At 50.1% G+C, this 18,362-nt stretch carries 15 protein-coding genes and 4 tRNA genes; 5 read left to right on the top strand and 14 right to left on the bottom strand.

Annotated features, from left to right (window positions below; genetic code table 11):
* Positions 1–65: 65 nt before the first annotated feature.
* Positions 66–386, top strand: a complete 321-nt coding sequence (gene cyaY, locus LVQ76_RS20390; RefSeq protein ID WP_151995948.1) for an iron donor protein CyaY — start codon at positions 66–68, stop codon at positions 384–386.
* Here cyaY and cyaA read toward each other — a convergent pair.
* On the bottom strand, positions 383–2,935 hold the full coding sequence (cyaA, locus tag LVQ76_RS20385) for a class I adenylate cyclase (RefSeq protein ID WP_232866487.1): 2,553 nt from the start codon (positions 2,933–2,935) through the stop codon (positions 383–385). The two genes, cyaY and cyaA, sit on opposite strands and share 4 nt — an antisense overlap.
* 281 nt (positions 2,936–3,216) lie before the next feature.
* Between cyaA and hemC the strand changes: the two genes are divergently transcribed.
* The 4 genes from hemC (at position 3,217) to hemY (ending at position 7,350) form a co-directional block, all read left to right on the top strand.
* A complete protein-coding gene (gene hemC, locus LVQ76_RS20380; RefSeq protein ID WP_232866486.1) occupies positions 3,217–4,158 on the top strand; it encodes a hydroxymethylbilane synthase in 942 nt (313 codons plus the stop codon).
* Positions 4,155–4,895: a uroporphyrinogen-III synthase gene (gene hemD / locus LVQ76_RS20375; protein WP_232922342.1), complete on the top strand. Its 741-nt coding sequence runs from the start codon at positions 4,155–4,157 to the stop codon at positions 4,893–4,895. Before hemC ends, hemD begins: the two co-directional genes overlap by 4 nt.
* A gap of 74 nt (positions 4,896–4,969) precedes the next feature.
* On the top strand, positions 4,970–6,151 hold the full coding sequence (gene hemX, locus LVQ76_RS20370; RefSeq protein WP_232922341.1) for a uroporphyrinogen-III C-methyltransferase: 1,182 nt from the start codon (positions 4,970–4,972) through the stop codon (positions 6,149–6,151).
* A gap of 2 nt (positions 6,152–6,153) precedes the next feature.
* Positions 6,154–7,350 (top strand): protoheme IX biogenesis protein HemY, encoded by a 1,197-nt coding sequence (gene hemY, locus LVQ76_RS20365; RefSeq protein ID WP_232866482.1) that lies wholly within the window; start codon positions 6,154–6,156, stop codon positions 7,348–7,350.
* Between the two features lie 609 nt (positions 7,351–7,959).
* On the opposite strand, the gene LVQ76_RS20360 is transcribed toward hemY, so the two are convergent.
* The 13 genes from LVQ76_RS20360 to wzzE all read right to left on the bottom strand — a co-directional run bounded on the left by LVQ76_RS20360 (position 7,960) and on the right by wzzE (position 18,355).
* Positions 7,960–8,036, bottom strand: a tRNA-Pro gene (locus LVQ76_RS20360).
* A gap of 39 nt (positions 8,037–8,075) precedes the next feature.
* Positions 8,076–8,162, bottom strand: a tRNA-Leu gene (locus LVQ76_RS20355).
* Between the two features lie 17 nt (positions 8,163–8,179).
* A tRNA-His gene (locus LVQ76_RS20350) sits at positions 8,180–8,255 on the bottom strand.
* A 73-nt stretch (positions 8,256–8,328) separates the two neighbouring features.
* A tRNA-Arg gene (locus tag LVQ76_RS20345) sits at positions 8,329–8,405 on the bottom strand.
* Between the two features lie 157 nt (positions 8,406–8,562).
* Positions 8,563–9,303, bottom strand: a complete 741-nt coding sequence (gene wecG / locus LVQ76_RS20340) for a lipopolysaccharide N-acetylmannosaminouronosyltransferase (RefSeq protein ID WP_232922340.1) — start codon at positions 9,301–9,303, stop codon at positions 8,563–8,565.
* Positions 9,300–10,676 carry an ECA oligosaccharide polymerase gene (wzyE, locus tag LVQ76_RS20335; protein WP_232922339.1) on the bottom strand — a complete coding sequence of 459 codons (1,377 nt, stop codon included), beginning with the start codon at positions 10,674–10,676 and terminating at the stop codon, positions 9,300–9,302. Before wzyE ends, wecG begins: the two co-directional genes overlap by 4 nt.
* Positions 10,673–11,752: a TDP-N-acetylfucosamine:lipid II N-acetylfucosaminyltransferase gene (locus LVQ76_RS20330; RefSeq protein ID WP_232866475.1), complete on the bottom strand. Its 1,080-nt coding sequence runs from the start codon at positions 11,750–11,752 to the stop codon at positions 10,673–10,675. The genes wzyE and LVQ76_RS20330 overlap by 4 nt, the downstream gene beginning before the upstream one ends.
* Positions 11,749–12,999: a lipid III flippase WzxE gene (gene wzxE, locus LVQ76_RS20325; protein WP_232922338.1), complete on the bottom strand. Its 1,251-nt coding sequence runs from the start codon at positions 12,997–12,999 to the stop codon at positions 11,749–11,751. Before wzxE ends, LVQ76_RS20330 begins: the two co-directional genes overlap by 4 nt.
* Before the next feature lies 1 nt (position 13,000).
* Complete coding sequence (gene rffA / locus LVQ76_RS20320; protein WP_064515169.1) at positions 13,001–14,131, bottom strand: dTDP-4-amino-4,6-dideoxygalactose transaminase; 1,131 nt, start codon at positions 14,129–14,131, stop codon at positions 13,001–13,003.
* Positions 14,132–14,135: 4 nt separating this feature from the next.
* A complete protein-coding gene (gene rffC / locus LVQ76_RS20315) occupies positions 14,136–14,825 on the bottom strand; it encodes a dTDP-4-amino-4,6-dideoxy-D-galactose acyltransferase (protein ID WP_232905381.1) in 690 nt (229 codons plus the stop codon).
* A gap of 25 nt (positions 14,826–14,850) precedes the next feature.
* Positions 14,851–16,113, bottom strand: a complete 1,263-nt coding sequence (gene wecC, locus LVQ76_RS20310; RefSeq protein WP_232922337.1) for a UDP-N-acetyl-D-mannosamine dehydrogenase — start codon at positions 16,111–16,113, stop codon at positions 14,851–14,853.
* On the bottom strand, positions 16,110–17,243 hold the full coding sequence (gene wecB / locus LVQ76_RS20305; protein WP_232866466.1) for a non-hydrolyzing UDP-N-acetylglucosamine 2-epimerase: 1,134 nt from the start codon (positions 17,241–17,243) through the stop codon (positions 16,110–16,112). Before wecB ends, wecC begins: the two co-directional genes overlap by 4 nt.
* A gap of 62 nt (positions 17,244–17,305) precedes the next feature.
* Positions 17,306–18,355: an ECA polysaccharide chain length modulation protein gene (gene wzzE / locus LVQ76_RS20300; RefSeq protein WP_151995962.1), complete on the bottom strand. Its 1,050-nt coding sequence runs from the start codon at positions 18,353–18,355 to the stop codon at positions 17,306–17,308.
* Positions 18,356–18,362 lie beyond the last annotated feature (7 nt).

Genomic DNA, 18,362 nt, shown 5'->3' with positions numbered 1-18,362 from the left:
CAATACTCTTTTCTATTCGCGAGTGTTGCTATACTGCCGTGAAGAAGAACAACTGAGAAACGAAAATGAACGACAGTGAATTTCATCGCCTGGCTGACGGCCTGTGGTCAACAATTGAAGAACGTCTGGATGACTGGGATGGTGATAGCGATATCGACTGCGAAATCAATGGCGGCGTGCTGACCCTGAGTTTTGAGAATCGCAGCAAGATTATTATCAATCGCCAGGAGCCTCTCCATCAGGTATGGCTTGCCACCAAAAGCGGCGGTTACCATTTTAACTTGAAAGACGACAAATGGATTTGTGACCGTAGCGGCGCAGAGTTTTGGACATTACTTGAAGAAGCTTGCACACAGCAGGCGGGTGAACCCGTTAGCTTTAGCTAGCTGTTGCTGTACTGCTGAAGTAGCGGCGCATTGCTATCGTCATGATTAGTCGGCGTCGCTGCTGTAATAGTCTGGGTGCGGAACGGAATTACCTGCGAGCGCCCATCGACTTTCACAATCTGATAGAACTGTGGCAAGTTGAAGTTAATGAAGCTTGAGCCGTAAGTGAAACGGTCGTGCGAAGACGAATAGAAACGGCTGACATCACGCACTAAATCTTCTTTACTGCCCTCACAGTGGTGATACACCTCTGCGCGGTTGGTCTCATCGAGGATATAGATATTGAACCCGTGGTCCTCACTCGCTTCTTCAAAGAAGAATTGAATGATCCCTTCACTGGCAAACCCATCTACGACTGACGGCAACTGAACCTGATTAGTCTCAACCTGCACCGATAAACCATGCAATTTGTTATGCGAAATTGCACCGTAGAACTCGACCGCATTCTCCAGTTTTTGCACTGAAACGCTCAGGCGTTCGAAGAATAGCCCCCACGTCTGGCCAGAAATACGCAGCGCTTTAAAGCGACCAGGTTCCTGGCGCGTGCTGGACAAGCGGAAGTCGATACATTCGGAAACCAGTTGCTGAACACGCGTGCGGATAAGCCCACGCAAATGCTGGCTGTAACAGAACACTTCCACGCTATCTGGCGGTGCGGCATCCTGGTGCATTTTGCCCAGAATGGTTTTCAGCGCCTCAATCATCGACTGTTCGCCGTTGAAATGCAGAGTACGCACTTCATTCCAGGAGTTGCGGTAAAGCAGGTCAACGCTTCCCACCAGGCACTGTTGCTGCTGCCCGAAGCTGAACACATCCAGCTTACGGAAATCGAAATGAACAACCTGATTACGGAATGCCGCTGTCGGGTCATATTCGAGGTTAACTATGATAGACAGATGGCGAATTTCGCATGGGCTATACAACGCTTTCGCAGTTGGCGCAGGCAAACGCAGCGGGAAGTGGTGCGAAACATCGGCCACCATTTCCTGCAATTTTGGCAAATCACAGATTCCGTTGCCCTTAATAAACAGGCGGGTGCGCGAAGTCAGCAGGCCGTTGAAGTAGGCCCAAGCCACCAGCTTATTAAGATAACGGTTATATTCCAGCGGTTGATGGCTGATGATGGAATCCATGTTTGGTGCACGGTTGTAGAGATACCAACCTGAACGGTTTGCTCGACCCGGCGGAACATGAATAAAGGTCAGATTAGGCTCTGACAAATCAGGGGAAATTTGCGGATTAACCAGCGTGACTTTACCCGGTAGCGCTTCAAACGCGGCATACAATTTACGGGTCAATACACCGATATCTTGCGGGCTTGCACTGACGCTGAGGTTGTTACGGCGAGCGAAACGAATCAGGTTGCGATAGCTTTGCATCATCGCGTCAAGGAGTTCGTTGTGCGCATCACGAACCTGGTCGATTTTCCAGTTAGCGCGGTTATCGAGCATCGCCAGACGTGGCTCATCCCAGCCCCAGTCTTTGACCAGTTGGCTTAAAACTTCACGACGCCAACCTACACAGGCACGCTCACGGGACAGTTTTTCGCACACTTTGAGATAGAAGCAGCGACGTACTAAGTCCAGACGCGCAGTGTCTTCGATTTGTGTGAGGTAGTGAGTCACACGCTCCAGCATCATGCAGTACGGATCAAGCCCAAAAGAGACTATCTCGCCATCATGCAGTCGCTGCTTAATGTCTTTTGCAAGCAGACGCGTGTTTGGATATTCCCAGGAATAGGCTTCCAGCAGCAGCGTCTTGAGCACGGCTTTATAAGGAGAATCGATACTCTTATAGAGCTGCCACAGGCTGGCTCCAAAATATTCTTCCGCGGAAAGAGAGCTTAAACCACCGAGATCCAGCCATTCGTTTGGCGTGAGCACACCCTGCGAGTAGAGGCTCATTACGTAATCGTCGTAATGATCTTCTTCGTCGCCAGGAACCATACTCCACAGAATACGTTTCCCGGCCAGGCGCACAGCAGTGCGGTAGAACTCGTCGAGCAACAAGATGTGCTGTGTTGAACCACAGTCTTCACCGCCCAGGCTGCCACTTTCGTTGTGGCGGAAGCGGTTTTCGTCAATCAGGAAGAAGCTGACTTCAACACCTAAAGAGGCGGCCCAGCTTTCCAGCACGCTGCATTTACGTTGCAGCAACTGGCGCTCGTCATTATCGAGCCATGACTGGTGACAAACCCAAATATCCAGGTCGGATGAACAACTCTGCCCAACGGACGATGTGCTGCCCATGGTATAGAGGCCCGTGATAGGCAATTCACCAGATTCTGTTTTCTGCGGCGGCATGCCGCGCATCAATTCGAGTTCGTTGAGGTAGTGGCGTTGGGTTTCATCAGGCGTGTAGATGCAAATGCCATGTGGAACGTTACCCTCAAGGTAACCTGGCATCAGCGGGTGATGATAATGTAACAATGTTGGCAGAAGACTGTAGACCTGTTGAAAAGCAGGGCCCATTGCCGCAAGTGCGCGATCTACACGCAGTTGGTTAATGGCATCCAGTCTCTGTTTAAGAGTCTCAATATAGAGGTACAAGACATATCGCCTGATGGTTTCAGTATTACGAAAAAACCCGTTTCCCGGTTGTTGCCTCTATTATAAACGACAAGGCAAAGAATTGCTGGAAACGTGATCAATTTAACACCTTGCTGGTTGACCGTAAAGAAAGATGCGCTACGCGCCAACTTCCGCTCCGCCTACCGGCTTTATCTTCCATAATACGAAATATGTCCCTCTTTTCCGCAAACCCGTTGAAACTGACAGCCTTCCTTGAAGAGTGGTAGGATGGTCAGGGACGATAATTACGGTAACTAGCAATGTTAGACAATGTATTAAGAATTGCCACTCGCCAAAGTCCATTAGCACTCTGGCAAGCACATTATGTCAAACAACGCCTGGAAGCGTGCCATCCCCAGCTCACGGTTGAACTGGTGCCTATGGTTACGCGTGGCGACATCATTCTTGATACACCGCTGGCGAAAGTCGGTGGCAAGGGATTGTTTGTCAAAGAGTTAGAACTTGCACTCCTTGAAGGCCGTGCGGATATCGCCGTACATTCCATGAAAGATGTGCCAGTCGAGTTTCCTGAAGGCTTAGGGTTAGTGACGATTTGCGAACGTGACGATCCGCGTGACGCTTTTGTCTCCAATCATTTCGACAGCCTGGACACACTCCCGGCAGGCAGCGTAGTAGGCACTTCCAGCCTCCGCCGCCAATGCCAGATCGCCGAGCGCCGCCCGGACCTTGTCATTCGTTCTTTGCGCGGCAATGTCGGTACCCGCCTGGGTAAACTCGATAACGGTGACTACGACGCAATTATTCTGGCGGTCGCCGGGCTGAACCGTCTTGGTTTGCAATCACGTATCCGCTACGCATTGCCCGCAGAAGTCTCTTTGCCTGCGGTAGGCCAGGGCGCGGTGGGAATCGAATGCCGTCTTGATGATGAACACACACAAGCGCTGCTTGCTTCACTTAACCATGAAGAGACTGCAATTCGCGTTCGTGCGGAGCGCGCCATGAACATGCGCCTTGAGGGCGGATGCCAGGTGCCGATTGGCAGTTATGCCGAGCTTAATAATGGTGAGTTATGGTTGCGGGCATTAGTGGGCGCACCTGATGGCTCGATTCTGGTGCGTGGCGAACGCCGTGGTAAGCCAGAAGATGCCGAAGTTATGGGCGTTTCGCTTGCGGAGGAGCTTCTCGATAAAGGCGCGCGTGAGATTCTTGCCGCCGTTTATGACGGAGATGCTCCGGCATGACAATACTTGTCACCCGCCCTTCCCCCGCTGGGGACGAGTTAGTGAGCAGACTGCGCGCACTGGGGCAGGTGGCGTATAGCTTCCCACTTATCGAGTTTTCCCCCGGCCGGCAGTTGGACAAACTGCCTGGCATGCTGGCGAGCCTGAACGAAGGCGACCTGGTGTTCGTATTATCGCAGCACGTCATAAATTATGCCCACCCACAATTACGCCAAAACGGCATCTCCTGGCCTTCACATCTTGCCTGGTTTGCCATTGGGCGTACGACTGCCTTAGCGTTTCACACGGTTAGCCATTTGCCGATTCGTTATCCGCAAGACAGGGAAACAACGGAAGTCTTGCTACAATTACCTGAATTACAGAATGTTGCCGGGAAACGGGCACTCATTTTACGCGGGAATGGGGGTCGTGAACTGTTAGGCGAAACGCTGGCCGAACGCGGCGCAGAAGTGACTTTCTGCGAATGCTACCAAAGAAGTGCCAGAATTTATGACGGAACGGAAGAAGCCTTTCGCTGGCGCGAACGTGGGGTTTCAACGCTGGTCGTGACAAGCGGTGAAATGCTACAACAACTTTATGCGCTCATTCCGGAATGGTATCGAAAAAACTGGTTACTACACTGCCGACTGTTAGTTGTCAGTGAGCGTTTGGCAGACCTTGCCCGGGATTTGGGCTGGCAAGATATTCGGGTCGCCGATAACGCAGACAATGACGCGCTGCTTCGCGCGTTACAATAAATCAACCCCCAAAATAATTCGAGTTGCACCAAGGCAGCTTGAAGAATGAAGGGTATACAATATGGGACGCCACAATGACGGAACAACAGAATAACTCCGCCATGGTTGAAGAGACCACACCTGCGGTAGAAAGCGCTCCGCTTTCAGAACAGCCACCACAAAAAAATCGTAGTGGTATTGCCGGAATTGCGTTGGGTGCGATCGCCATTGCTATTGCCCTTGCGTTAGGTGGCGGTCTTTACAGTTATGGTAAGCATCAGGCAGCGGCGCAAAATGCCAACACCGATGCATTGGCAACGCAGCTCACCGCTTTACAAAAGCAACAAGAACAGCAGCAAGCTTCTCTGGAAACTACCATCAAGCAGCAGGCAACTGCACTCCAGGAGTCGGATCGCCAGCAGGCAAATCTGGCGCGCGAGCTTGACGAAGTTCAGCAAAAAGTGGCCACTATTTCCGGCAGCGATGCAAAAACCTGGTTGTTAGCACAATCCGATTTCCTGGTGAAACTGGCCGGACGGAAATTGTGGAGCGATCAGGATGTCACGACCGCCGCCGCATTGCTGAAGAGTGCTGATGCCAGCCTGGCCGATATGAACGATCCGAGCCTGATTGCCGTGCGTCGTGCGCTGACAGACGATATTTCCGCACTCTCCGCGATTAGTCAGGTTGATTACGACGGGATTATCCTCAAGCTCAATCAGCTTTCTAACCAGGTCGATAATCTGCGTCTGGCAGACAACAATACCGACGACACGCCTATGGATTCCGACGGTAGCGAGCTTTCTTCTACAGTGACGGAATGGCGTCAAAATCTAACTAAAAGCTGGCACAACTTTATGGATAGTTTCATTACTATTCGCCGCCGCGATGAAACTGCCGTTCCGCTTCTGGCACCAAACCAGGATGTTTACCTGCGTGAAAATATCCGCTCGCGTTTGTTAGTTGCAGCACAAGCGGTTCCTCGCCACCAGGACGAAACGTATAAGCAGTCGCTGGAGAATGTTTCCACATGGGTTCGTGCTTATTACGACACCAACGACAGCGTGACAAAATCCTTCCTTGATGAGCTGGATTCTCTCAGCCAGCAAAGCATCAACATGGATGTGCCGCAAACGCTGGAAAGCCAGCCTCTACTGGAAAAGCTGATGCAGACCCGGGTGCGTAATTTGCTTGCCCAACCTGCAGCGAGCGCAACCGCTCCTGCTGAACAACCTGCCGCGCCTGAACAAGCGCCTGCACCAACTCAGGGAGAATAAGCATGATTAAAGTCTTATTACTCTTCCTACTGTTGATCGCCGGGATCGTCCTTGGACCAATGCTGGCCGGACATCAGGGTTATGTGTTGATTCAGACCGATAATTACAACGTGGAAACCAGCGTCACTGGCCTGGTGATCATCCTGATCCTGACAATGGTAGTGCTGTTTGCTATTGAATGGATACTGCGCCGTGTTTTCCGCACCGGGGCTCGTACCCGTGGCTGGTTTGTTGGGCGTAAAAGCAGTCGCGCGCGCAAGCAAACCAAAGCGGCATTACTGAAACTGGCTGAAGGTGATTATCAGCAAGTTGAGAAGCTGATGCTGAAAAATGCCGATCATGCCGAACAGCCAGTCGTAAACTATTTACTGGCAGCAGAAGCCGCACAACAGCGTGGCGATGAAATTCGTGCCAATCAGCATCTGGAACGCGCAGCCGAACTGGCAGACAGCGACCAACTCCCGGTAGAAATTACCCGCGTGCGCCTGCAACTGGCGCGTAACGAAAACCATGCTGCCCGCCATGGCGTAGATAAGTTACTGGAGACGGCACCACGTCACCCTGAAGTGCTACGTCTTGCCGAAATGGCATATGTCCGCACTGGTGCATGGGGATCGCTGCTCGACATTTTACCCGCAATGGACAAAGTACAGGTTGGCGATGAAGTCCACCGCACCGCATTGCAACAACAGGCCTGGATTGGCTTGATGGATCAAGCAATGGCGGATCAGGGTAACGATGGGCTGAAGGCCTGGTGGAAAAATCAAAGCCGTAAGACGCGCCATGAAACCGTGCTACAGGTCGCGATGGCGGAGCATCTTATTGAGTGTGACGATCATGATGCGGCACAGGAAATCATTCTTGATGGCCTGAAACGCCAGTACGACGAGCGTTTGATATTACTGATGCCACGTCTGAAATCAGGCAACCCGGAGCAACTTGAAAAAGCCCTTCGCCAGCAGATCAAGACACAAGGCGATCGTCCATTGCTTAATAGCACACTCGGTCAGTTACTGATGAAACACGGCGAATGGCAACAAGCGAGCGATGCTTTCCGTGAAGCACTCAAACAGCGTCCTGATGCCTTTGATTATGCATGGTTGGCTGATTGCCTGGATCGTCTGCATAACCCAGAAGAGGCGGCCTTGATGCGCCGTGATGGCCTGCTGTTAACCCTGCAAAACAACCCCAATTCATAACACCCCAAGGGCGATAACTGTCGCCCTTCCCCATTTCCTTTATGCAAAAAAAAACACCTGCCAATTGGCAGGTGTCAAAACAGGTCTTTAAGACAACTAAGTGGTGCTTCACTCAACGTTATGTCCATGGTGTTGGATGAGGTCTGAAAGACGACATCTGTCGGTGGACGATAAGCACCGTAATCGGCTCTGCGTCATTCCTTGGTTTATGAAGCCGAAGCAAACATAAGAAGTGGAATGAGCATCTACAGATATATTATTGCACGATGCATGCCAGGTTTGAATTCATAATTACCCTTAGCCTGGAATCATTTTATATTCATGATGTTACCTCAGATGCCTTAAGCAATAGATGGGCTATTTTTGTACCAGGGTAGTGCTGCTATAGTGTCTCTTTTTAGAGACACTTAAATTGAAGTTTGTAATTATTATTTTTTATCAATGAGTTAAGAGTCACCAAATAGCGACAATAAAAATCGCGATGTCGTGATTTTGAGACGAAGGTTTGCGATTGGCGGTTTTGTCGGCCTCGCTGAACTAATCCGATCGACGAAACGATAAACTACAGACGTAAAAAAGCCCAACCTTGCGGTTGGGCTTTCTTGAAATTGGTCGGCGAGAGAGGATTCGAACCTCCGACCCACTGGTCCCAAACCAGTTGCGCTACCAAGCTGCGCTACTCGCCGAAATACTGCATTTACTTCTTACTGCTTTCAACTTAGAGATGGTGCGAAGAGAGGGACTTGAACCCTCACGTCCGTAAGAACACTAACACCTGAAGCTAGCGCGTCTACCAATTCCGCCACCTTCGCAATATCACTAAATTAAATGGGGTGGCTAATGGGACTCGAACCCACGACAACTGGAATCACAATCCAGGGCTCTACCAACTGAGCTATAGCCACCACTGTAAATCTTTTCGCGCGGTCCACCTTCTTAACAAGAAGTACCGCCGCAGCTCTGGCCCCATTCAATCAATGGTGCGCCCGACAGGATTCGAACCTGAGACCTCTGCCTCCGGAGGGCAGCGCTCTATCCAGCTGAGCTACGGGCGCATAGCGCCGTTGCGGGGTCGGATATTACGGCCTTCATGCTCACCTGTCTAGTGCTTATTTAAATAAAATGCGCATTTGGTTATGCTTTGCACATTCTGATGATTATCCAGCCAAATTCAGCCGTAATACTCACTTTAACGCGATACCTGGCTGCGTTTTATAGGCGGCCGGTGTAATGCCAGGCCAGATAACGCAGCAACTTTATTTGCCGTGTGATGCGGCTCGGTTGCGACAATAAGCGATACAACCACTCAAGACCTAGATTCTGCCAAACTTTTGGTGCGCGTTTCACATGCCCGGTAAAGACATCGTATGTTCCACCCACACCCATATACAGAGCATCAGGGTAAACCTTGCGGCAGTCGCGCATAAAGATTTCCTGCCGCGGCGATCCCATCGCTACAGTGACAATAGCGGCACCGCTTTCCCGAATACGCTCAAACAAAGCCTGCTGCTGCTCGACTTTGAAGTATCCATCCTGGCTACCAACAATATTAACGTTCCACTGTTTACGCAGTTTGGCTTCGGTTTGCGCCAATATTTCAGGTTTTCCACCGATCAGGAAAACAGGAGTACCTTCTCCGCCTGCCCGTTGCATTAATGCTTCCCAGAGGTCGGCTCCCGGAACGCGAGACACAACAGCACCTGGAAACTTTTTGCGAATCGAGCGCACCACACTAATACCGTCAGCGTATTTATATTCTGCGTTATCGATTAACACTCTCACTTGCTGGTCACGTTCTGCGGAAAGGATTTTCTCAGCATTAATCGCTACCAGCGTACCGCTACGCAGCGAGCCTCCTGCGTAGAGATAATCCAATGCATGCTGCATATCGCGCCAACCCAGTAGGCTCAAGCCACGAATCGTATATGAAGGTGCAGTCGTGAGTTCTGTCATGATATTCCCTGCGATACATTTTGAGAGCCAGAAACAACTTGCGGTGAACGGCGTAGGCGTTGATGTATCAGCCCCGCGCTATCAAATAGCCAGTAAAGCAGCTTCGCAAACAGCAGACAGACACCAAAGATAACCATGAAAAACACCACACGGGAGACAAAAGAGTCCAATCCCTCACGTGCCAATACAATCATGTTAAAAATCGCTCCAAAGCAGAAACTATGCAAAATGGCGGCTTTGTACTTGTTGGTTTCACGATTACCCAGGTCATACAACCAGTCGAACCATTTAATAATCAGCCCGACTACAACTGCGCCTAATGGGATAAACCACACGCCCCCCATAACCACCAGTGAACCGATTAAGGTCGGTGAAATTGCCAGGCCAGAGTGGTTGTTAAGAACTTCCCAAGTAAAGTAGTTCGCACTATTCAGGACAATCCCCGGACGGCCAGGCCATAACCAGGTAGGAATAAAGACATAGAAATCACGTATGATTGGTGCCAGACCCTGGAACTCAATTTTGTCGTAATTCTGCAGCAGTAATCCCAAATTTTCCCACGGCGAAAAGGTATCGCGAGTCAGGTACAAGAAGGTGTAAAACGCTTCCTCCCCATTGACGTTAAGCCCATAACGCTTTAATGCCAGCCAGAACATACCGACGATGCCAAATACACCCGCCGCCGCCAGCATCCACAGCGAGATCCAGCCGCGAATAATACCGATGAACAAAAAGATGGCGAACGCGATGATAATATTGGCTCGAGTCCCACCAACAATCATGTAAGTCAGTAGACCAAACGCCACGGTGCTCACCAGGAAAAACATCCAGGCTCGACCATCTTGCTTAAGAAAATAGACAACCAGCATCGCAGGGATGAAAAAGTAGAAGAAACGTTTTAACGCGACACCAGATACTTCGCTGGAGAAGATCTGACTATATGAATGCAACTTAAACAGTAAGAAACCGTTGTGCATAAAGAAGATGCCGACACTCACCAACGCCACCACCATCAGCATGACCCACGTCAGATGAGTTTCAACACGGTTCATAGTAAACAACTGACGCCGAACCTTTGTAGTTCGTTTCTCCCGCAGCCGGGTTTTGTAGGCGACATAGTAAATACCATAGAAACAGACGGCAGCGAGTTGCGCTTGCAGAAGCACATCTGCCGGTACAACCGAGACCCCAAAACGAAATACCAGCGTACAGGTGAAGGGGAAGCCAAAGAAAAACGTCAGCAGAAATAGTAATGAGAAGAACACATTAAAATTGAAACGCACCCGGCGGAATTCCTGGTACGTTAAAATACCAATGAACATCACTGATAAAAACCAGACCGCAAATAAACCGCCAAACTCCAGCAAACTCATGCGGCTTCTCCTGATGCTACGTCCAGCGCCCGCTTCCAACCGTCGATATAATTAGGGTTAAAGAAAGCAATCTGTTGCTTATCCAGTAAGCGTAGTTGACGCTGCGCTTCCCGAACGATCTGCTCGTTTAGCGTATCGCCGGCAAACAGCACGGGAATATGCTGTTCAGTCATATCCTGCCAGAACGGATTTTTACGGCTCAGCACGCAAGGAATACCCGCCTGAATCAGCAAGCAAAGCGTGCCAATACCTTGCTGGCGGTCGAAAATGAAATAGCCCAGTGAGCACTGACGCAAAAGAGCCAGATAATCATCAAAGGCCAAGCTTTCCTTCAGGATATGGAGATTTTCTTTACTAAATAGCGCGCGTCCAGCCTGCTGAACTTCATTGATATAAGCGTCATTGTTTGTTGGATAGCCCATCGGTACTACCACGCGTACCGAGTCACCAAACTGTGCATGAATCGCTTTTAATGCTGCAATATGTTGGTTGCTATGATCGCCGGAGTTACCTACCAGAAACGTCATTTTGCCAACTTTCTCTTCACTGTTGGCCAGAGTATTTAGAGATGGGTCCATACGCGTCGGAAAGTAAATTAACTCACCTGGAACCTGTGGGTGGCGCTCATGGAAATAATTCAGGTCACCTCGTGTAGCAAACACTCTCCCCACTCGCCCCTGCGCAATGCGGCGCAACAAATAAAACGCCCGAAACTTGAAGCTTTTTGAGGCCTCATAAAGGTCAGCGCCCCAAATGTGCCAGTTCATCTGAGCCGGTTTCAAGCCGCCAGTTAGCAACGCAATCCACAGTGAGCTATTAAACTGGCCATGGAAGAAAAAGCGTTGCTGGCGATTAGCACGAGCTGCTGCTACAACGGCCTGCGCCAACGCTTTTTTCGTTGGATAGAGTGTCACGGCAAGCGCCGGAAAAGAGGACAAAATTGAGTCGTCCTTCGAAACTACCATAAACTGGCGCGCATGCGGATTTGAGGCAGCCAGAGCATCATTGAAGAAGCGCAGCACCGTTTGGTTATGATGCGGGATATCCGATCCCAAAACGTGAATCAGTGTTGTCATGCTCGTCTACGATAAATGAGGAAAACGCTGCAACAGAGCGTGAAATAAATAATATACGTTGCCATATAAGCTTGAGCAGCCCCTAAAGCACCGTGCGCAGGTATAAGCCAATGTGAAAAACCAGTCAACAACGCAAACTGGCTGATTTCAGTCAAAACATAGAAGCGTAGTGATGCTTTCGCTATCACCAGATAACCAAACACATATGAGCCGACTTTCAGTACATCGCCTACCAACTGCCAGGCGAAGAGATCGCGCATCGCAATAAATTTATGCGAGAAAAGCAGCCAGATTGCGAAGTCGCGCAACAGCCAGACGGTGAAACTTGCCAGAGCAACCGCGGGCAGAACGAACTTCAGGGAGCGAACAATCTCACGGCTGATGTCATGTTTGCTGGTTAAGCGCGAAAGCGTTGGCAAAAGATAAACGCTAAACGAGGCAGTGATGAATTGCAGATAAGCATCGGAAATGCTGCTCACCCCTTGCCAAATACCGACATCATCCCAGCTGTAGTGGGCCGCCAGCAAATTTCGCATCATCACGTAAGCCACTGGCAGTGTCACCGACGTGATTAGCGCCATGATGGTGAATTTGCCAAGGCTGCTGGCATACACTTTATCCCACTGCGGTTTCAGGTAACTAAGCGGCACATGTTCGCGGCGAACCAGCATAACACCCGCAGGAATGAGCACCAATGCAGGCACTAATGCCAGGCCCAACAACGCGCCTTGATAGCCGCCGAGGCGATAGCAGAGGTAATAGGCAATCACGCCAATGATACTGCCACCAATCAGTGCCAGCGCATTACCGGCAGCATCACGAAACCCTTTCATGATGGCTAAAGACAAGTTTGCCCAGGCGATGCCCATCTGCACTAACGCCACCAGGCGTACTAATCCCTGGTAATTTTCATGCCCGAACAGGCCCAGACTGATTGGCTTCGCGGCAACAACAAAGATGATCGCCAATAACGTTGAGAAGCCCAATACCATGGCCGATGAAGTACCGATGACTTTGCGTAACTGCTCGGGCTGATCGTGATACTGCGCGACGTATTTGGTCACGCCGTTGAAGATTCCCGCTCCGGCAAGCACGCCTAATACGGTAACCATCTGGCGGAAGTTTCCCGCCTGCCCGACTCCGCTCGGCCCGTATGCCACCGCAAGCAACTTCACCACCAGTAAACCGGCAGCAATTTTTACCAGTGTGGACCCGGCGGTCCACACTGAGGCTTTAGCGAGCGACATATCAGGAGAAGAAGCTTAACAACGTATTAATGACAGTACGTTGGTTCGCAGGAGATAAGTTATAGAACAGCGGCAAGCGCAGCAGGCGCTCACTTTCTTGAGTAGTGAAACGATCTTCGCCATGGAAGTAACCAAACTTCTCACCAGCTGGGCAGCCATGCAGTGGGATGTAGTGGAACACTGCCAGAATTTCTGCCTCTTTCAAATACGCAATCAGAGCGCTGCGGTCTTCAATATCACGCAATTTGATATAAAACATATGCGCATTCTGCACACAGTCTTTTGGAACCGATGGCAGTTCGATACGCCCGGCTTTTGCCAACGGAGCCAGGGCATCATGATAGGTATGCCACAGCTTCAGACGCTGCTGGTTAATCTTTTCGGCCGCTTCCAACTGCGCCCAGAGATAAGCAGCCTGGAGATCGGCCATCAAGTAACTTGAACCGATATCACGCCAGGTATATTTATCCACCTGACCACGGAAGAACTGGCTACGGTTAGTGCCTTTTTCACGAATGATTTCTGCACGCTCAATCAACGACGGATCGTTAATCAGGGTAGCGCCACCTTCACCACCTGCCGTGTAATTTTTGGTTTCATGGAAGCTGAAGCAACCGATATGACCAATTGAGCCCAATGCGCGGCCTTTGTAGGTCGACATCACGCCTTGTGCAGCATCTTCAACCACAAACAGATTATGTTTGTCCGCAATGGCCATGATGGTGTCCATTTCGCAGGCTACACCGGCGTAGTGAACGGGCACAATCACGCGAGTTTTCTCAGTAATTGCCGCTTCAATCAGCTTTTCATCAATATTCATGGTGTCCGGGCGCACATCGACAAAGACGATTTTTGCACCACGCAACACAAAGGCGTTGGCAGTAGAAACAAAGGTATAACTCGGCATAATCACTTCATCGCCGGGCTCAATATTCAACAGTAACGCGGCCATTTCCAGCGATGCAGTACAGGAAGGGGTGAGCAGTACTTTTTTGCTGCCGAAACGATGCTCCATCCATTGCTGGCAACGACGGGTGAAACCGCCATCACCACAGAGCTTGCCGCTACCCATCGCAGCCTGCATGTATTCGATTTCCGTACCTACTACTGGAGGAGCATTAAATGGGATCATTTTTTCACCTGTATAACCAGAAGGCGGTGCTATCAATATTGGCACCGCTTTGAATATAACGTCGCAGGGCTGCGGTATTACTGGTTTGCGTTGCCACGCGCAGCGTTTCTACTCCGCGTTGCTGGCACCAAAAACGCGCGGCATCCATTAACGGACCACCCACGCCTCGTCCTGCCAGCAAACCAATACGCGCCTCGCTCTCATTAAGTTGGCGCATGCTCACAAAGCCCTGAATCGCGCCACTGTTCTTCAACAACAGACATTCATGGTCAAAGGTGCCTAGCACAGCGTTTTCAACCCATTGTGCGTAAAAACGGCCGCTGTCAGCAGATTGATACCAGGGTGCACGAAACCGACTTTGTGTGAAAATTCTTGCCGCTAAATCCCGCAATACAGGAATGTCAGCGCTTGTGGCTAACTCGACAGAAGGTGCTGCATTTTGTATGCCAGGCTGCAGAGCAAGATCGATTTCCCCTTCAACCAGCTGAAAACCAAGCTGCTGTAAACCGTCAAGCCAATCGGTCCGCTGAGCAGGGATTTTCGCCTGCACGCGGGAATACGCATCAAGGCTTTGCGGGGTGAGCAAGGAGGCTGCATCGTCAAAACGAACGATAGCGCTGTTCACCGCAAAGAACTGATTCTCCCAGTTAAGAGATTCAATTCTTGCGTGAACAGGAACAGAGCAAGTCGTCATTGGCTTCACCAACCTCGGGCAGAACCTAGCGCCAGACCCCTTTGGTATCAACAATCCAGCTTTGCTGAACCTGCGAACCAGGAATGGCTTTGAAGGCATGGTGATCAACCAGCATCACCAACACATCAGCCTGTTGAAGAGCGTCATCAATAGAGGCTAATTCACAACTACCGATCAGTTTTTTCGGCAACTGGTGAATGTTTGGCTCAACAGCCAGCGTTTTACCATTATGCCAGGTGCTGAGAAGCTCAGCGATTTCCATGGCTGGGCTTTCACGCAGGTCATCAATATTCGGTTTAAATGCAAGACCAAAGCAGGCAATGGTAATTTCACTGGCACGCTTGCCGGTTTCAGCAAGACAATCAGCGACAGCAGCTTTCACCTGGTTTACTACCCAGTGTGGTTTGCCATCGTTGACTTCACGCGCAGTGCGAATCAGCTGTGCTTGCTCAGGGTTTTGAGCAACGATAAACCATGGATCAACTGCAATACAGTGACCACCCACTCCCGGGCCCGGCTGCAGAATATTGACTCGCGGATGGCGATTAGCCAGACGAATCAATTCCCATACGTTGATCTCTTGAGCCGCACAAATCAGCGATAGCTCGTTGGCGAATGCGATATTCACATCACGGAAGCTATTCTCGGTTAGTTTGCACATTTCAGCAGTGCGGGAATTCGTCACCACGCACTCGCCTTCAAGGAAGATTTTGTAGAGTTCGCTGGCACGAGCAGAGCAAACTGGGGTCATACCGCCAATTACGCGATCGTTTTTGATAAGCTCAACCATCACCTGGCCTGGCAGTACACGCTCAGGGCAATAGGCAACATTGATATCTGCCGCTTCACCAGCCTGGTGAGGGAAAGTCAGGTCAGGACGCAGATCCGCTAACCAACCCGCCATTTGCTCGGTGGAGCCGACAGGGGAAGTTGATTCCAGAATCACAAGAGCGCCTTTTTTTAGCACAGGAGCGATGGACTCTGCAGCTGCTTTAACAAAAACCATGTCAGGTTCATGATCGCCTTTAAAAGGCGTTGGCACTGCAATCAAATAAGCATCTGCCTCAACCGGCTGTGTACTGGCGCGTAAGAAACCACCCTCTACAGCCGTTTTAACCACCTTATCCAGGTCTGGTTCAACAATATGAATAGAACCACGATTAATGGTATCTACAGCATGTTGGTTAATATCGATACCGACAACGTTTCGCTGTTTTGAAGCAAATGCAGCCGCAGTTGGTAAACCGATATAACCAAGACCAATCACAGAGATGGTTGCAAAACTCATTGTTGTGTCACCTGATTCTTTTTCAATGCAGCCAAAATTTGCTCACAAGCCTTGCCATCACCATAAGGATTATGCGCCCGACTCATAACTTGATATTCATCTTCGTCTTTCAACAACCGCGTAACCTGGCGAACAATTTCTTGTGTATCCGTACCGACCAGACGAACGGTGCCTGCATCAACAGCTTCAGGACGCTCAGTGGTATCACGCATAACCAGCACCGGTTTACCCAGTGACGGTGCTTCTTCCTGAATGCCACCTGAGTCAGTAAGAATCAGGTACGCATGGTTCATCAAATAGACAAATGGCAAATATTCTTGTGGGTCAATCAGCACCACATTTTTGACATCGCCAAGAATGCGCGTCACAGGCTCGCTGACATTCGGGTTCAGGTGCACAGGGTAAACAATCTGGACGTCACTGTTTTCTTTGGCAATCTGCGCCAGTGCGTGGCAAATGCGCTCAAAACCATCACCAAAGCTTTCACGACGGTGGCCAGTGACCAAAATCAGCTTTTTGCTGCTATCCAGGAACGGATAACACTGCGCCAGAGAGCTATGCAAAGCATCATCCGCAAGTACACGATCGCGAACAGAAATCAGCGCATCAATCACAGTGTTACCGGTGACGAAAATCTTATTGTCGCTGATATTTTCGCGTAATAAGTTTTGTCGAGAATTCTCGGTCGGGGCGAAGTGATACATAGCCAGGTGCCCGGTCAGAGTTCTGTTCGCCTCTTCCGGCCACGGAGAATACAGATCACCAGTGCGCAAACCTGCTTCAACATGTCCTACAGGAATCCGCTGATAAAATGCGGCAAGACTAGTGGCAACTGTAGTCGTAGTATCACCATGAACCAGAACAACATCGGGCTTGAATGACTCAAGTATCGGTTTCAATCCTTCGAGAATGCGACAGGTAATTTCCGTAAGCCCCTGCCCCGGTTTCATGATGTTTAAATCATAATCCGTCTCGATAGAAAATAAATTCAGCACCTGATCCAACATCTCGCGATGCTGCGCGGTCACGCATACTCTTGCGTCAAAAAACGCGTCTTTTGCCAACGCATCAACCAGAGGAGCCATTTTGATAGCTTCCGGGCGCGTGCCAAAAACAGTTAACACTTTCACAGCAATTCTCTTTTGTTAAAAAAGGTGAAGGCCGTCCATCGAGCCTTCACCGGGTAAGGGCGTTACAAATATTTTGGACGGCGAGCTAATGCCACACCCGCGCCAATCAGGGCCCCAACCATACCCCACATAATCATCAAGAATGCCCGGCGTGGGCTATCACGCTTCACAGGTTCCTCAGGGGTACGTAAATAGCGATATGTCTGGAAGCGTGCGTCAAGCGTTGGCCCAACGTTCAAAGTCGCCAGCATGGCTCGATTCTGGTCGTAGTCGATGCTGTAACTCGGACCGACAGCTTGCAGGCTTTCAAGACGAGTTTGCAGCATAGGGCGTCCTAACATAAACATTTCAGAATCAGGCAACTCGTCGGCGGGAACTTCTGTTTCACTCTTTGCAATATTTTGCTGCTGCGCAATCTTCAGCGCTTGTTCCACACTGTGCACTTTGCGGTCGAAAATTGACTGAGCCACCGCTTCCTGGCGCTTAACTTGTGCTTTCATCTGGATTGTACGAGCAGCCCAGGCGCCCGTCAGTTCTTCGTTAAGATGACTCGCAGCACGCTGGCTGGCAAAAGCGACGTACTGGCGCAGCAAGTTATTCGCATCAGCAGCTGTTTCTGCAATGAGTTTCACGCTATCGCTGATATTGCGTGTGGCATCGCCAGCTGAAAATTGAATATTATCAATTAGTTCATCTAGCAGCGCGGCATCAATTTTACTGTTGCCAACCTGACGCTGTTTGTAATAGTCGGTCTGAAGCCAAAAATCACGACGAGTATCATATGCAGATAACTGCATGATGAACTCTTTATAGGCTTCATCCATCACCGAAGGCTGATCGACGGAAACCATATTAGCTTTAGCATCAAGATTGCGCAGGAATTGCTGTTGCGAATAATACCCACCCATCATGTTAACTGTTGGGCGATCGGTTATCGCGTTAGCACTCCACTCCTGCTTGGCAAAGAAGGTGTAAATAAATGCAATGGCCGCAAATAACACAGCCAGACCAACAATCCACAGCTTTCCTTGCCACAGTGTCCGGAATAAACCACGAATGTCCAACTCGTTGTCCACCATTCCCGGATTACTTCCTGGCACGTTTTGTTTCATCACTTCC

Source organism: Buttiauxella cochleicola, assembly GCF_021283185.1.
Lineage (GTDB): Bacteria > Pseudomonadota > Gammaproteobacteria > Enterobacterales > Enterobacteriaceae > Buttiauxella > Buttiauxella massiliensis.
Note: the sequence above shows the minus strand (reverse complement) of the source record. Positions and strands in the feature narration are given on the sequence as shown.

Coding starts and splice junctions, on each gene's coding strand:
- cyaY (WP_151995948.1), top strand. CDS start 66: ATGAACGACAGTGAATTTCATCGCCTGGCTGACGGCCTGTGGTCAACA.
- hemC (WP_232866486.1), top strand. CDS start 3,217: ATGTTAGACAATGTATTAAGAATTGCCACTCGCCAAAGTCCATTAGCA.
- hemD (WP_232922342.1), top strand. CDS start 4,155: ATGACAATACTTGTCACCCGCCCTTCCCCCGCTGGGGACGAGTTAGTG.
- hemX (WP_232922341.1), top strand. CDS start 4,970: ATGACGGAACAACAGAATAACTCCGCCATGGTTGAAGAGACCACACCT.
- hemY (WP_232866482.1), top strand. CDS start 6,154: ATGATTAAAGTCTTATTACTCTTCCTACTGTTGATCGCCGGGATCGTC.
- wecG (WP_232922340.1), bottom strand. CDS start 9,303: ATGACAGAACTCACGACTGCACCTTCATATACGATTCGTGGCTTGAGC.
- wzyE (WP_232922339.1), bottom strand. CDS start 10,676: ATGAGTTTGCTGGAGTTTGGCGGTTTATTTGCGGTCTGGTTTTTATCA.
- LVQ76_RS20330 (WP_232866475.1), bottom strand. CDS start 11,752: ATGACAACACTGATTCACGTTTTGGGATCGGATATCCCGCATCATAAC.
- wzxE (WP_232922338.1), bottom strand. CDS start 12,999: ATGTCGCTCGCTAAAGCCTCAGTGTGGACCGCCGGGTCCACACTGGTA.
- rffA (WP_064515169.1), bottom strand. CDS start 14,131: ATGATCCCATTTAATGCTCCTCCAGTAGTAGGTACGGAAATCGAATAC.
- rffC (WP_232905381.1), bottom strand. CDS start 14,825: ATGACGACTTGCTCTGTTCCTGTTCACGCAAGAATTGAATCTCTTAAC.
- wecC (WP_232922337.1), bottom strand. CDS start 16,113: ATGAGTTTTGCAACCATCTCTGTGATTGGTCTTGGTTATATCGGTTTA.
- wzzE (WP_151995962.1), bottom strand. CDS start 18,355: ATGAAACAAAACGTGCCAGGAAGTAATCCGGGAATGGTGGACAACGAG.